General features: G+C 65.3%; 12 protein-coding genes. 9 read left to right on the forward strand and 3 right to left on the reverse strand.

Translation table 11 applies throughout. The features are described 5' to 3' along the window. Positions 1-390: peptide-methionine (S)-S-oxide reductase MsrA (gene msrA, locus IEY93_RS38515; RefSeq protein ID WP_229691383.1), on the forward strand; the 390-nt coding region annotated here is incomplete at its 5' end. Between the two features lie 386 nt (positions 391-776). Here the strand turns inward: msrA and IEY93_RS23115 are convergent. Next, entirely contained in the window at positions 777-1,328 is a 552-nt protein-coding gene (locus IEY93_RS23115) for an ATP-binding protein (RefSeq protein ID WP_189165199.1), read from the reverse strand. Positions 1,329-1,507: 179 nt separating this feature from the next. Here IEY93_RS23115 and IEY93_RS23120 point away from each other — a divergent pair, with 179 nt between their 5' ends. The 6 genes from IEY93_RS23120 to IEY93_RS23145 all read left to right on the forward strand — a co-directional run bounded on the left by IEY93_RS23120 (position 1,508) and on the right by IEY93_RS23145 (position 9,002). Beyond that, a complete protein-coding gene (locus tag IEY93_RS23120; protein ID WP_189165200.1) occupies positions 1,508-2,329 on the forward strand; it encodes a helix-turn-helix domain-containing protein in 822 nt (273 codons plus the stop codon). Further along, positions 2,322-2,516, forward strand: coding sequence for a DUF397 domain-containing protein (locus tag IEY93_RS23125; protein WP_189165201.1), 195 nt, complete (start codon positions 2,322-2,324; stop codon positions 2,514-2,516). Before IEY93_RS23120 ends, IEY93_RS23125 begins: the two co-directional genes overlap by 8 nt. A 918-nt stretch (positions 2,517-3,434) precedes the next feature. Then, positions 3,435-4,943 (forward strand): AAA family ATPase, encoded by a 1,509-nt coding sequence (locus IEY93_RS23130; RefSeq protein ID WP_189165202.1) that lies wholly within the window; start codon positions 3,435-3,437, stop codon positions 4,941-4,943. After that, positions 4,943-5,842, forward strand: coding sequence for a hypothetical protein (locus IEY93_RS23135; RefSeq protein WP_203968772.1), 900 nt, complete (start codon positions 4,943-4,945; stop codon positions 5,840-5,842). Before IEY93_RS23130 ends, IEY93_RS23135 begins: the two co-directional genes overlap by 1 nt. A 98-nt stretch (positions 5,843-5,940) precedes the next feature. Then, positions 5,941-7,089, forward strand: coding sequence for a protein kinase family protein (locus IEY93_RS23140; protein WP_229691388.1), 1,149 nt, complete (start codon positions 5,941-5,943; stop codon positions 7,087-7,089). A gap of 305 nt (positions 7,090-7,394) precedes the next feature. Next, the gene (locus IEY93_RS23145) at positions 7,395-9,002 is read left to right on the forward strand and encodes an ISL3 family transposase (RefSeq protein ID WP_203968774.1); all 1,608 of its coding nucleotides are present in this window, start codon (positions 7,395-7,397) and stop codon (positions 9,000-9,002) included. An 832-nt stretch (positions 9,003-9,834) separates the two neighbouring features. On the opposite strand, the gene IEY93_RS23150 is transcribed toward IEY93_RS23145, so the two are convergent. Beyond that, positions 9,835-11,256, reverse strand: a complete 1,422-nt coding sequence (locus tag IEY93_RS23150) for a recombinase family protein (protein WP_189165204.1) — start codon at positions 11,254-11,256, stop codon at positions 9,835-9,837. A 156-nt stretch (positions 11,257-11,412) separates the two neighbouring features. Next, positions 11,413-12,285 (reverse strand): CPBP family intramembrane glutamic endopeptidase, encoded by an 873-nt coding sequence (locus IEY93_RS23155; protein WP_189165205.1) that lies wholly within the window; start codon positions 12,283-12,285, stop codon positions 11,413-11,415. A 133-nt stretch (positions 12,286-12,418) separates the two neighbouring features. Here IEY93_RS23155 and IEY93_RS23160 point away from each other — a divergent pair, with 133 nt between their 5' ends. Then, on the forward strand, positions 12,419-13,714 hold the full coding sequence (locus tag IEY93_RS23160; RefSeq protein ID WP_229691384.1) for a sensor histidine kinase: 1,296 nt from the start codon (positions 12,419-12,421) through the stop codon (positions 13,712-13,714). Continuing rightward, positions 13,705-14,364 carry a response regulator transcription factor gene (locus IEY93_RS23165; protein ID WP_189165206.1) on the forward strand — a complete coding sequence of 220 codons (660 nt, stop codon included), beginning with the start codon at positions 13,705-13,707 and terminating at the stop codon, positions 14,362-14,364. Before IEY93_RS23160 ends, IEY93_RS23165 begins: the two co-directional genes overlap by 10 nt. Positions 14,365-14,609: the final 245 nt, after the last annotated feature.

Consider the following 14,609-nt stretch of genomic DNA (forward strand, 5'->3'; position numbering starts at 1 on the left):
GTCGTACGGGTCGTCTACGACCCCAGCGAGGTGTCCTACGAGGAGCTGCTGAAGGTCTTCTGGGAGGCCCACGACCCGACCCAGGGCATGCGCCAGGGCAACGACGTCGGCACGCAGTACCGCTCGGTGATCTACACCCACGGCCCGGCCCAGGAGAAGTCCGCCCTGGCCTCCCGTGACGCCTACCAGCAGGTCCTCACCACGGCCGGCTACGGCACCATCACCACCGAGATCGCCCCGGCCCCCGAGTTCCACTGGGCCGAGGACTACCACCAGCAGTACCTCTTCAAGAACCCCAACGGCTACTGCGGCATCGGCGGCACCGGTGTCAACGCAGGTGACCCTTCGGCCTGGTGCCCGACTGGGCTGACGACCTCTTCGGAGGAGTAGCCGGATTGCGCAGACCTCCGGGCGTTGGCGGTCGCGCCTGCTCGGAGGTCTCGTTCTTGTTCTGGGACAAGAAGCATCTCGCACAGATGGGGCCTACCGGATCGGTGATGCGGGTGCCCTCCCCGCCGGGTGTGCGGCCCCGGGGGGCCGGTCCCGGCGGGGAGCACCGGTCGCCGCCGTCGTGAGCGCAGCCTGACCGGAGGGATGTCTCCCGGGGGGCGATCAGGTACAGCTCTGACGGGGCGCCGTCTCTATGTCTCAGCCCATGCGGGCCGGACGATCGCCAGACTTCGGTTTCTTTACGCACGTGGCCGGGGGTGATCGAAGGACCGGTACCTAGTTCCGCGGCACCGGTCTGCTGAGAACCCTCGTGACCTGTCGGCCGTCTATTCACCCCATCGTTCGGCTTCCGCAGCGTGACAGCCGGCTGTTGGGGTGTCGTCGTCTGGGTCCTTCCACCCAACGGCGGCGCTCTCCGTCACCGTGCGCGCAGCTTGTTCGGCGGTCCTGCGCATTGCGCTCTGTTTGAGGTGCGCGGGCGCTTGCCTGAAGTCGTAGGCGACTTCGAAGAAGACGGTCCGCCTGCCGGCGTCCTCGCGTACGCCCCAATCCCTGGACAGCGCGTCCACCAACACCAGGCCGCGCCCGTTTTCCCCGTTGGTGTCGGTGCGGAGCCGAGGAGCGGTCTTGGCTCCAGCGTCGGAGACGTTGACGTGGATGTATTCGTGGCAATCCACCATCACCACGGTCACCCTGCCGCCGTCGCGCGAATTGGAGTGCGTTATGGCATTGGTGACGACTTCGGACGTGAGAAGGATGACGTCTTCCAGAGCGGGGTGACCCTCGCCGAGCCTGATGCTCGCGAACTGCCGAGCAAGCTGGACGGATTCCGGTCGGCCGACCAGGTCTATTACACCTAGCAGTGTTCCTGTTCTCATTCTGCGCCTAACCTCTTCAGTCGGTAGAGGGTTAGCGACGCCGGGACATCGCCTTACCAGGATGGCTCTGGAGCGCTAGCATTGGACTCGGTTTACCTTTACGCATTAACTACAGTTCACGTAAGCAGGTTAGTTAGTTAGCAAAGAACCCAATATGAATCGGAAGGTGGGATTTGTCCGTGAACAGAGAGGAGATCAACCCCCATGACTCGCCTCGGCATCTCTTCGCCTTCGAGCTGCGCCGATACCGTCAAGCGGCTGGGCTGACTCAACGTCAGCTGGCAGAACGCATGGGGTACTCAGACGCTCTCGTCGCCCTGGTCGAGACCATGAAGCGCACGCCGTCAAAGCGCTTCGCCGAGCTGGCCGATCAAGCGCTGAGACTCGACGGCGTCATGATCCGGCTGCAAGCCGCCACGACATGGCAGCAGCAGGCACCGGAATACCTACGGCCATGGCTGGAGGAGGAAGCCGACGCCATGAGCCTGCGCACATGGGAACCTCTGATCATCCCCGGCCTGTTGCAGACCGAGAGCTACGCGCGGGAGATCTTGGGCACCTGGCCCGGCATCACCAGCGAAGAACTGGAGACGCGTCTGACGAGCCGCATGCGTCGCCAGGCGATTCTGACCAAGGACAAGCCGCCGTTGACCAGCGTCGTCATCGACGAAGCCGTGATCAGGCGGCGTATTGGTGACTCACGGGTTATGCGGGAACAGCTAGAGTTCGTGATCGAGATGGCCCGGCATCCCAACCTGACGCTTCAAGTGGTCCCGTCGGACGCCGGCGCGCACTGCGGACTGTCGGGCGGATTCATCATCGCCGAACGCAACGGATCGGCTTACGCTGCTTACACGGATTCACAGCCTGTCGGCCGGACCCTGGATGATCGCCGTACCATCGCCCAACTCTCCGCACGGTACGACGCCATCAGGGCCGAAGCCCTACCGGTCAGGCAGTCAGTTCGACTGATACAGGAAGTGGTGAACCAAGGTGAGTGACCTTCGGGGCGCACAGTGGCGCAAGAGCACCTACAGCACCGATGCCGGCAACTGCGTAGAAGTCGCCTCCAACCTCCCCGGTCGACGCGCGCTCCGCGACAGCAAGATCCCGGGCGGCCCGGTGCTGGTCTGCTCGCCCAGTGAGTGGTCGGTGTTCCTTAGCGTGGTCAAGGCGAGCCAGTTCTAAGCCGCACCAGCCCATACCCGCTCCTGAGCGCACTTGCCGAGCCATCAGCCGGGTGGCTCCTGCTCAGCCCGCTGCCGTGATCTGGTCACGACGACACTCCCACCCCGCCGTGCTTGCACTGGTTGGGCTCCTTACTGCCTATGGTGGGGCCGCGACCAATAAGGACGCCGCCGCCATCATCGGCGACTTTGGCGCCGACGGCGTGCCCGCCAAGCTCGGCACCGTCTGCGACGAGAACACCGACCTGAACAAGCTGCTTGGCCGCCCCCACGGCTACCTCAGCAAGGCTGAGTCACCGGCAGCAGGGTCAAGGCCGAAAAGGCGAGCAGTGTCGAGGTGTTTGAGGTCGACGACATCGCCGAGGCTCGCGCCAAGTACATACAGGCGCTCGGGAAGACTCCGATGTTGGTTGAGTGCTAAGACTTTTTGCGTGTAAACAAGCGCCAGTCACGTCCTCGCCCTGTTGAAGAGGCAGTTACGGGCTGGTGACGTGTGGTCAGGTAAGGCGGCGTTGCTGTACTCCGCTGCTGTACAGCCATCAGCAACACTTCCGCGAGAGCCCTGGTCCCTTCAATGCGAACTTCGAGGGGACGCACCGCTCCGATCAACGGATGCCACTCGGGTGCCGTCAGGTGCCACGACGGTGACGTCCGTTGATCGCTGCCGCGCTTCAGTGTCAGCGAGTCCGCTGACTCAGGTCACCCATCAGGATTGGGCGGAGCGAAGGGTGCTGACCTGTGATGATGCGTCGTCAAGCGACCTGTTTCCGGCGCTAGAAGTATTTTCCAATGACGAGGGGCACTGGGCGAGAGGCGGTGCCACCGTGCAGATCGGCCTGCCCAACTCTGCTGATCCGTACGTCTGTCCCGTCGAAGGAAGTCGCCTGTACGGCAGGAACGTGTTCGGTAATGTGACGCGGTGTACTTCACTACGGTGCCCAACGCACGGGAATCAGCGCGCACTCGTCCGGACATAGCGTGGCTTGGAGACGACAACTGGGATGACTACGGGTTCAAGACTGTCTTCCATTTGCGTTGCTTCAACGGTAACCGCGTCGTCAATGTTGGTGCAGTGAAGATTGGCTCCTTCGGCATGGAGACCGGTCGGACTTCCCTGCCCAGGCACTTCGAAGCCCTCGAGCCAGGGTTTTTCTCCCTGGGAAGCGATGAGAGCTACTACGCTACGCTCCGTGACGAGTTCGATGACGAAACGCGCCTGGCCATCTTCTCCGGCCTGCGGGATGTCGCCTACGATGCGGAGCTCTTCGAACAAGCCCGTAACGAACCCGTCATGCGGGAATCGCTGCTGCGCGGCACCGATGCCGATACGGTCCGTACGCAGTGCCGCAGGATCGCCCATGGCGGGCCCACACTCTCGCGCTTCCACGTCCGCTACCGCCAGGAGGCGCTGTCCGGGAGCGCCCCGACACTCACCATCGAACTGAGGGTAGACCCCGACAAGAACCCTCCCAGCAACATCCATGCGGTCATCGGAAGCAACGGCGTGGGTAAGACACGCCTGCTGCACAACATCGCCCAGACCACACTTGCCTCACGCGGCCAGTGGCGCCATAGCTCGCTGGAGGACAGGCTCGACCACCGCCAGCATCCTTTCACCAATGTCGTGTACATATCGTTCAGTGCATTCGACTCCCAGGGCCCGCATCAGGTCAGAAGAGCGGCCAACCAGGTCGGTGACCGCGTCGAGTACCAGTACGTCGGCCTGAAAACGGCCGATGGTGCGGGAGCGAAGAGCTACGCGGCTCTCGGCGTCGAGTTCGCTGAGTGTGTACAGAGGTGCGTGGGGGATCACCCCGCGAAGGCTCGGCGTTGGAGCGACGTCCTGGCCAAGCTCGAAGAGACGGATTCCCTCTTCCATGACCTGGAGATCATGCGGCTCGCGCGCACCCAGGACCGGCCGGACCCCGAGCAGGTCTTCGACGGGCTTAGCTCGGGACACAAGATTGTTTTGCTAACCCTGGCCCGGCTGGTGCAGCACACCACCGAACGCACCCTCGTTCTGATCGACGAACCGGAGGGTCATCTCCACCCCCCGTTGTTGTCGACGTTCGTGCGAACTCTGTCCGAACTGCTGAGAGACCGCAACGGCATCGCGGTCATCGCTACCCACTCGCCCGTGGTACTCCAAGAGACGCCCCGTGAGGCCGTCTGGGCCCTACGTAGGGCGGGCGATGATCTGCGCGTCGATCACCCCGAGATCGAGACGTTCGGCGAGAACATCGGAGTGATCACTCGGGAGATCTTCGGACTGGAGGTGCGCCGCACAGGGTTCAACCGGCTCATCCAGTCACTCGCCGATGGCGGCATGTCGTTTGAGGACATTCTCGACGAATTCGATGACCAACTGGGTGCCGAAGGGCGAGCATTGGCGCGCTCCGCGACCCGCCGCCGCGAAGGCGGGCGCTGATGCGTCGGCTCGACCCTCCCCAGATCGGAACACGAGAAGCGTTCCGCATGTGCATCAGCGCGAAGATCAGCCGGCCGATGTGGACTCTGTTAAGCAGCTATGAGGAAAAGGTTGTGATCGCCGCCGATGCGTATGAGCATGCATGCCGCACTTCCACGCTTCACCACATGCATCCTGCCGCGTTCGCTCCCCCACCGTCCAAAAAGCATGACAGGGACGCGCTGATCGCCATGTACGAACGGCGGATGGGGCCGCATCATCCTGGCCGTCCCGTGTACGAAGAGGCTCGGAACCGCAAGACCAAGTGCCCCATGTGCGGTGTTGGTGCAGTGCGCCAGGTCGATCACCACATGCCCAAGTCGATCTACCCCTACCTTGCCGCCGTACCGGTCAACTTGCTGCCCATCTGCTCGGATTGCAACTTCGAGAAGAAGGACCGTGCACCGACCCGCTACGAGGAACAGATCCTCCATCCCTATTTCGATCAGGTCGATGACGACCGATGGCTGAGGGCACGGCTCATAACCCGCTCGGCTGATGGCCGGGTCTATCGGGCAAGGCCCCTGGACAGCCCCGCTGGCTGGTTGATCGAGTTTTATGTGGATCCGCCCACCTCATGGGATGCGAGACTTGCGGAACGCGTTAGATTCCACTTCGAGACCTTCAAGTTGGCCCCGCTGTTTGAGGATCAGGCCGCCGACGACCTGCCGGGCATCGAACTGTCGATCGAGGAAGCCTTTCAGGCCGGTGGAGCACCAGACGTCCGTGCGCACCTGGAGGGACTCGCACGCTCACGTGCACGCCTGCACAAGAATTCCTGGATGGTGGCCTTGTATGAAGCGCTCGCTGCCCACGACTGGTTCTGCAGCGGAGGCTTTCGCCAGGTGGCTGCCGGATAAAGGTTATCCTGTACAGAACATGAATCACTCGGTGGAGACCATGTCGTGCAACCGGGCGATGAACCAGCGATAGGTAGACGATGACACCTTTGGATTTGATGCTGGCGGATTTCAAGGAGAAGTACGCCGCCAAGAACCCATCGACGGCCTTCACCCGTTTATACGACGACTCTGAATTCGGGTCCATGTTCGCATACTTCCACGAACAGTTAACCGAGCACTTCGACAGCATTAACGGCAGGGCGCGCAGCACCCGACACTACTGGGCGGATAACAGTCGGCGACTGATCGCACTGGCCGAGGAGCTAAACGAGGCCCTCTTAACATTGAAGGCCTCCGGCATCGATGTGCGGTTCGACGAAAGGTATCAACAGGCCGTCGACCGGTGCCTGCCGTGGCTGTCAATGAGTGGTGGCAGTACCGTCCCGGATGACTTCGAGCCGGTCGTGCTGGTGCGGTACGAGCCCGTGTTCGTCCAGACGGCGACGACGACCGTTCTAGAGAAAGACCGAAGACCGGTGAACCTGAAGATGGAAGGGGAAGGATCGTACGCGATCGTTTACTCCTACATCGACCCGGACTACGACATCAAATTTGCACTCAAGCGCGCAAAGAAGGGAATCGGCAGCCGCGACCTGATCCGCTTCAAGCACGAGTTCGAGACGATGAAGCGGCTAAGTTTTCCGTACATCCTCGACGTGTACAAGTACGACGACGCCCTCAACGAGTACCGGATGGAGTTCTGTAACGCCACTCTGAGATCGTTCATCGCGCGGCGCAACAGTAGCTTGTCCTTCGCGTCGCGCAGGCGGATTGCACTGCAGTTCCTGTACGCGATCAGTTATCTACACAGCCAGCCTCTCCTGCACCGTGACATCAGTCTCCAGAACGTGCTACTGAAGGTGTATGAAAGCGGTGCTGTTCTGGTCAAGCTATCAGACTTCGGTCTAGTTAAGGACCCGTCATCGACGTTCACCCGGACCCAGACGGAGATGCGTGGCACCATCCGCGATCCGCTTCTGCACGACTTCCGGCAGTACGGAGTCCTCAACGAGATCTACGCCATCGGCTGGGTGCTGTCGTACATTTTCACCGGTCGCGAGTCGTTGTCAGTGACCGGCGATGCGGTGAGCCGCATCGTGCAAAAGTGCACAGCGTACGACATCGCGAGCCGGTACCAAACGGTCCGTGACCTGCTCGCTGACGTCGAGCAACTCAGCGCGCCGTCAGCGGACACATCCACTTGAGGGTGAGCACCAGCGAGGACAGGACTATCCGCGATCTCAAGCCAGTCCCGGCACTGTCACCCAAGTCGCTCGATGCTGTCAGCCACGGGATGTGCGGCGGCTCCTCCCGCATCTGGGAGCCCATCTTAGGGAGGCAGGCAATCTCGGAAGATACACCTCTACTTCCCAGGAACAGTTGCCTCAGACTTTCAGGCGAAGCAGGAGTTGTCTCGACGACGGTTGAATCCGGGCTCTGGCACCAATTTCGTGATCTCCCGGCGGTCGACTGCCGGTCTTGCTGATCATGCTGGGTGACGATCTCGGGATTGCTGACGGTCCTGTTCCCGCACTTGGCGTGCCTGCAGATCGACCATGTGGGCCGGTCGGGGAGGTCGGTACGGATCCGGGCCAGGACCAGGACGTCACAGGCTGCTTGCCCGCAGTGCGGGGTGGTCTCCCAGCGCGTGCACAGCAGCTATGAGCGGCGGGTGGGCGACACCGCGGTCAGCGGACAGGAGACGGTGCTGCACCTGCGGGTGTCGCGGTTTTGGTGCGGTAACGACGAGTGCGGCAAGAAGACCTTCGCCGAGCAGGTACCCGGGCTGACCATCCGCTACGGACGCTACAGTGCCCCGCTCCGCACGCTGCTGCAGACGATCGGCCTGGCGCTGGGCGGCCGGGCCGGTGCCCGGCTCACCCACCACCTTGCCGCAGCGGTGAACCGCATGACGCTGATCAGACTGATCCGATCCCTGCCCGACCCCCAACCAAGACCTGGCCCCGAGGTGCTCGGAGTGGACGACTTCGCCCTGCGCCGCGGCCACACCTACGGCACGGTTCTGATCGACATCACCACCAGCCAGCCGATCGACATGCTGCCCGAGCGGTCATCGGACGCGCTGGCCGCCTGGCTCAACGCGCGGCCCGGTGTGCAGGTCATCTGCCGGGACCGGGCCGGCTGCTACGCCGACGGCGCCACCCGGGGCGCACCGCAGGCGATCCAGGTCGCCGATCGCTGGCACATGTGGCGCAACCTCGGCGACGCCGTCGAACGCACCATCACCAAGCACCGCGCCCACCTACGTGACCTCACCTCCACCCGCCGGCCCGCCGACATTCCCTTGCCGGCATCGGCAGGTGAGCCTCTGCCGGCCACGGCCGATCGCACCGAGCCGCGGGTCGGCCGGCTGGCTGAACGGACCCGGCACCGGCACGCCTCAGTCCACGAGTTGATCGACCAGGGCCATGACCTGCGAACGATCGCCCGCCGGCTCGCCCTGGCCCGCAACACCGTCCGGCGTTTCGCCCGCGCAAGCAGCCCAGAGGAGCTGCTGGTCAACGACGGCACCGGCAAGCGTCCCCGAGCAGTGGAGAAGTTCGCCGACCACCTGCGAGACCGCTGGGAGCAGGGCTGCACCAACGCCGAACAGCTCTACCAGGAGATCAAAGCCATGGGCTACCGCGGCAGGCCCACCACGGTCCGCCGGTATCTGCGGCCCTGGAGGGCCCAGACCACGGTGAGTCTGCGGCCCCCGCCGCCGCCCACCGTCCGCCAAGCCACCGGCTGGTTCCTGCGCAACCCCGATGACCTCGACACCGACGAGCAACAGCACCTGCGGGCCCTGACCGCGGCCTGCCCGGCGCTGGCCGCCGTCCGCGATCACGTCCGGGCCTTCGCCGACATGATGATGAATCTTCGCGGCGGCCACCTTGAGCGGTGGATGAACCGGGTCCAGGCCGATGACCTGCCGGAACTGCACTCCTTCGTCACCGGTTTACGCCGCGACTTCGACGCCGCCAAAGCCGGCCTGACCCTGCCTCACAGCTCAGGAAAGGTCGAAGGCCACGTCAACCGCATCAAGATGCTCAAGCGGCAAATGTACGGCCGGGCCAACCCCGACCTCCTGCGCAAACGCGTCCTCCTCGCCGACTGAGGCGGGTCAACGCACGGAATCTGTGCCAGAGCCAACATTCGCGCGCCGTCGACAGGAGTTGTACGGATCTCGCAAGATTGCGCCTCCTCTCGCCTGGTCAAAGAGAGCTCCAACCAGGTCACCATGTCATTCGGTGGCAAGCCGACCCGTACCGCAGGGCCGCCAGGCCCGAGGAACGGAAGCGGCGCGGCAGGCTTACGGAGGGATCTCCTCGGCTACCGGAAGACTTCCCCGGCCCAGGTGATCCGCCCGATGGACCCCAGCGCGTGGGGCGGCGCGGGCCGGGACCGGCCGGAGAGCCGCACGCCCGGCCCGCTGCCCGCCCTGCGCGCCGCGAGCCGCCGCAGGCGGCTCGCCTTGATACATGTACAGATAACTTACTTTCGATCTTGGTTGGCTTGCATCTTGGCTGGTTGTCCGCGTGGTGGTCGGTGCTTCGGTCGCAGGTCAGTACGTGGGCGTTGGGGACGGCTGGGGACGTCTTGTCTGAGCAGGGATCTCTTGGACGTCTTGGTGGTGTCCGGCTGGGTGGTGTCGTGGTTCTGACCGTTGGTCGCATTCTTGGTCTCGTCATCGATTGAAAGAAGCGAGAAGGGAGGCGAGCATGCGGCGGAGGGAGGATCTGGGAGCGCGGTGCCGTGGGGTGGGCGTCGTGTGGGGCGGCTGCCTGGTGGCGGGTGTGGGTGAATGACGAGATGCGGGCGCGGGTGGCGGCATCTCGGGCGGCGCAGGGGCTTGCGCCGGTGGTTGAGGATCTGGCGGTCTTGGAGCGGGTGGCGTCGGTGTTCCGGCTCGTCGGCGGGGACGAGCCGGAGCGGTTGGATGCTGCTGCTTAGGCGATCCATCCGATGGTGAATCGGTCGGGGTCCCACTTCTTGCGTGGGTTGGCGGTGGCGACGGTGATGGTGCGGATGACCGCGGCGACGATGGCGCGTCGCTGGGAGACGTTCATGGCCTCCCACCTGGTGAGCATGTCCTGAGCGGTGCCGATGAAGGGGATCAGGGGCGAGGTTCGGGAGAGGCCGGCCAGTTGTGCTCTGTTCTTGTCCAGGCGTAGTTCGATCGGGGCGCGGGCGGCCATCCATTCTCTGCGGGTGATCTCGCGGGTGGCCCATGCCTGGGCGAGTTCTTCCAGTAGCTCCTCGTCCGCGCGGACGGCCTCGGCGAGATTGTCATCGTCGCCGCCCTGGTGCCGGATGCGCTCGGCGAGGGCGGGGGAGTCGAGTGCGGTCAGCAGCATGTCGCGGATGTGGTCGTCGGTGCGGGCGGTGTTGGTGGCGATGCCGCCGCATGAGCCGCTGCCGGGGACGTTGGGGCAGACGTAGCGGGGGACGCCTTGCCGGGGGCGGCCGTTCATGCGGTGTCCGCATCGTCCGCAGCGCAGGATGCCGGACAGCAGGTAAATGCGTCCGGTGGCGGCCTGGCGGCGGTAGTCGCGGGCGGGATCGCTGAGCAGCGCACGTAGCCGGTCGGAGTCGACGGGGTCGATGATCGCGGGCCAGACGGCGTCGGCGACGATCTCGCCCAGCAGAGGGCGGGTGGTCTGGAAGGTGCTGCGCGGCGTGTGCTCCCTTCGCCCACTGATGCGGGCTGACGCGAGCAGGCGGCGCAAGGTGGTGGGGATCCAGTGACGGCCGGAAGGGGTCTTCACGTCCCGCTGCTCGAAGTCCTTGCAGACGCTGGACAGTGATTCGCCGGCCAGTATCCGGCGGGCGGCCTCGCGGATCACCTCGGCCTCTTCCTCGATCACGGTCAGCCGGTCTTCGGCGTAGCCGTAGGGGCGCATCCCACCGCCGGACACCTTGCCGGCTTCGGCGTTCTGTCGTCGCTGGCGCTTTTGTCGTTCGGCTTTGTGCTCGGCCTCGTGGCGGGCGGCGGCGCCGAGCATGCGGGCGATCAGGCGGCCGGTCGGGGTGGCCAGGTCGATCTCCCCGGTCACGGTGGCGAGTTCGATGCCGCGCCGGTCGGCCAGGTCGATGACGTCTTCGAGTTCGCGGGGTGAGCGTGTCAGTCTGTCGACGTGCCAGCACACGATGGCGTCGACCGTGCCGGCGTCGATGTCCTCAAGCAGTCGTCGCCACGCGGGGCGCGGGCTTCCCGAGTAGGCGCTGACGTCGTTGTCGGAGTAGACGTCCGCTACCTGCCAGCCTCGGCGCTCGGTCAGGGCCCGGCAGTCGGCTTCCTGGCGGGCGACGCCGAGTCCGGCGCCCGCACGGTCCTGGCTGATCCGGCAGTAGATCGCAGCTCGTCGCATGGGTCACATAGATACACGCTCGTATGCACCGGTGTCTCTTGCCCCGTCGGCCTGACCTCTGGCGAGAGCTGATCAGTCGCCGGGCAGGATCGTGAGTCGTTGCCCCTTGAGAAGGTGACGAGGGGCAACGACGACATGGTCGCCCTGATCCTGCGGTTACTGTGCGCGGGTGTTCTGGAGCTCCCTGGCGGCGATCGATTCGCAGCCGAGCCGGCCCCGGGTGGCGATGAGCAGCACCACTGCCGTCACCCCTGAGCCGATCGCCAGCGTGTGCACGCTGTCGCCGAAGGCGTCCAAGGACGGGAAACATGCTTCCCATACCAGGGAATAGACGGTGTTGACACTGGCGTGGAACAGCATGACGACCGGCAGGCTCTCGTTCGTCCGGTTGAACACCCACGTCATCACGAGGCTCAGCGGGATCGCCGAGCCGACGAACTCCGCCATCATCAGCCAGTCGACATCGGGCCCGCCGGCCCACTCGCTGAAGAACAACGGCAGGTGCCACGCACCCCACAGCGGGCCGAGGATCAGCGAACCGGCGAGCGGGCCGTAGCGGGCCTGCAACCTCGGCTGGGCGAAGTCACGCCAGCCCGGCTCCTCCGCCAATCCGGTCGTCAGGAACTGCATGACCAGCATCGGGATGTACAACAGCAAGACGGTCGCGCCGGGAACGCGGAAGTCGGCCAGTGCACCGGGAAGCGGGAACGTCGAGACCACCGCGACGACCGGGACGGCCAGCAGGATCCCGAGGTACCAGCGCGGGCTCACCCGCCAGCGGACCAGCCGTTTCGCCCAGCGCCGCAGGCCGGGCCGGCCGTCCACGACGGCAGTGACGATGAGCGCGGCCGTGATCGGGCCGAGGTAGCCGCCGGGCAGTACCCCCAAGGTCTGTGAACTTCCCAGAATCTCGGGATAGCGGATGGGCAGCAGGCCGATCCCGGTCTCGGACAGGATGTAGGGGAGCCAGCACAGCCAGGTGATGCCGTACGACAGTGCGAAATAGGTCAGCAGTGGACGTTTTCTCATGGTCGGCAAGCACACCAGCGAGCCGGGCGCGTGGCACTACCCCTGGTCACCGAATCCCGGTAGGGCTGGCTATACCCGAAGGGTAGGACCGGCTCGGTGGGAACCGCCGCCCGTACTGGTTAGCGTGATCCCTGTGTCCGCCAACCCGCCCCGCACCGCGCTCTCCGCGTTCGGCACACGGCGTCTCATCATGTCCGCCTGGCCTCTCAGGTCCGCGATGTACGTACTGTCGTCGGTCCCGATCGCGATGCTCCTTGCGGTACCGCTCGGACTGCCGGCCTTCCCATGGGCGCTGCTCGCGCGGCGGGTCGCCACCAACACCGCACAGCCCGCGTCCGGGCTGATCCTGCTGGTCCTCGGCGCCGCGCTCGTGGCCGCGCTCGGGCCGCTGGTGGCCCGGCCACTGGCCGCCGCCGAGCGGGTCCGGCTGCGCCTGGTCGACCACCGGCCGGTCCCGTCAGTGCGCCGGGTACCGTTCGGCCTCTCCTGGTACCGCCAACCGCTGACCTGGCGGGAACTGGCGTACGCCGTCCTGCTCGTGACCGTGGTCCCCGTGCTCTACAGCATGGTCGCGTTCGTCCTCGTGCTGATCGCGGTGTGCGCTCTGAGCCCCTGGCTGGTCCCCGCAGGAGAGATCAACTTCGGCGTCACCGTCATCACCACGCCGCCACAGGCCGTGCCCTACTCCATCACCGGCTTCGCCGCCCTGGTGACCGTGCCCTACCTGCTCACTCTTGTCGCCGGCGTCCACGGCGCCGTGGCCCGGGCGCTGCTCCACCCCGGCGCCGCCGATGAACTTCATGCGGAACTCGTCGAGGTGTCGCGGTCACGAGCCCGCCTGGTCAACGCGTTCGAGGCCGAACGCCGCCGCATCGAACGCGACCTCCACGACGGCGCACAGCAGAAGCTCGTCGGACTGACCCTTCAGCTCGGCCTGGCCAAGCTCGACATCCCGGCCACATCCCCCGCCGCCGGGGCCGTCGAAACAGCTCATCAGCAGGCCAAACAGCTGATGTCCGAGCTGCGCGAGCTGATTCACGGCATCCGCCCGAACGTGCTGACCGACCTCGGCCTTCCTGCCGCGCTGCGCGAGCTCGCCGACCAGTGCCCCGTCCCCGTCGTCGTCGAGACCGACCTGCCGCGGCGCCCACCGGAACAGGTCGAGGCGACCGCTTACTTCGTCGTCGCCGAAGCCCTTACGAACGTCGCCAAACACAGCGGAGCCAGGGCCGTAACGGTCACCGCCCGCGAGACCGCGGGTCTGCTCACTCTCGAGATCCGCGACGACGGCCGCGGTGGCGCCGACCCTTCGAACGGCACAGGTCTCACCGGCCTGGCCGACCGGGTCGCCGTCGCCGCCGGGCGAATGCTGCTCTCCAGCCCACCCGGTGGCCCCACCCTGGTCCGGACGGAGCTGCCATGCGCGTAGTCCTGGCCGAAGACGGCGTCCTGCTGCGTGAGGGCTTGGCCGGCCTGCTGGAACGCTTCGGCTTCACCGTGGTCGCCAGCGTCAGCGACGCCACGGAACTTCTGCGGGCCGCGGCGGAGCACTCACCCGACCTCGTGGTGACCGACATCCGCATGCCACCGACGTTCACGGACGACGGCTTACGCGCGGCCGTCCAGTTGCGCCGGGACAACCCCGGCCTGGCCGTGGTCGCACTGAGCCAGTACGTCCAGCACGGTTACGCCGCCGAGCTCCTCGATTCCGGCGGCGGGCTCGGCGTCGGCTACCTGCTCAAGGACCGTGTCGTCGACGTGGAAGACTTCATCTCCGCCCTGCGCCGCGTCGTCGCCGGCGGCACCGTGATCGACCCCCAGGTCGTCCGCCGCCTGCTCAACCGCCAGAACAACCCGATCACCCGCCTCTCCCAACGCGAACGCGAGGTGCTCGCCTTGGTCGCCGAAGGTCACTCCAACGCGGCTATCGCGAAAGTGCTGGTCCTGTCGGAGGCCTCGATCAACAAGCACATCGGCAACATCCTGGCCAAACTCGACCTCTCACCCACCGACGACTCCAACCGCCGCGTCCTGGCAGTGCTGACCTACCTACGCGAACGGTTCCCCGAGCTGCCATAGATCGAAATCTGCACGGCTCCAGTGGCAGATCCGCCTCGCGACCACCCGAGCAGGGCGCCCACGCCGCTGGCCGCCTCCGACGTCTGGCTTTCCCTTGGCCCGGCGCGGCGAGTTGTTCGGTTCGATTAATTCGGCCGAGGCGAACAACCAGGGCGAATTTGTTCGGTACAGTTACATTGGCTTAGCCGAACAAAATCACGGGAGGCGCTGGTGTCTGGACCGGGGAGGCCGTCCAGGGCGACCGT

Origin of the sequence: Sphaerisporangium melleum, from assembly GCF_014646695.1 — a bacterium.
In the GTDB taxonomy this organism is placed as follows: domain Bacteria; phylum Actinomycetota; class Actinomycetes; order Streptosporangiales; family Streptosporangiaceae; genus Sphaerisporangium; species Sphaerisporangium melleum.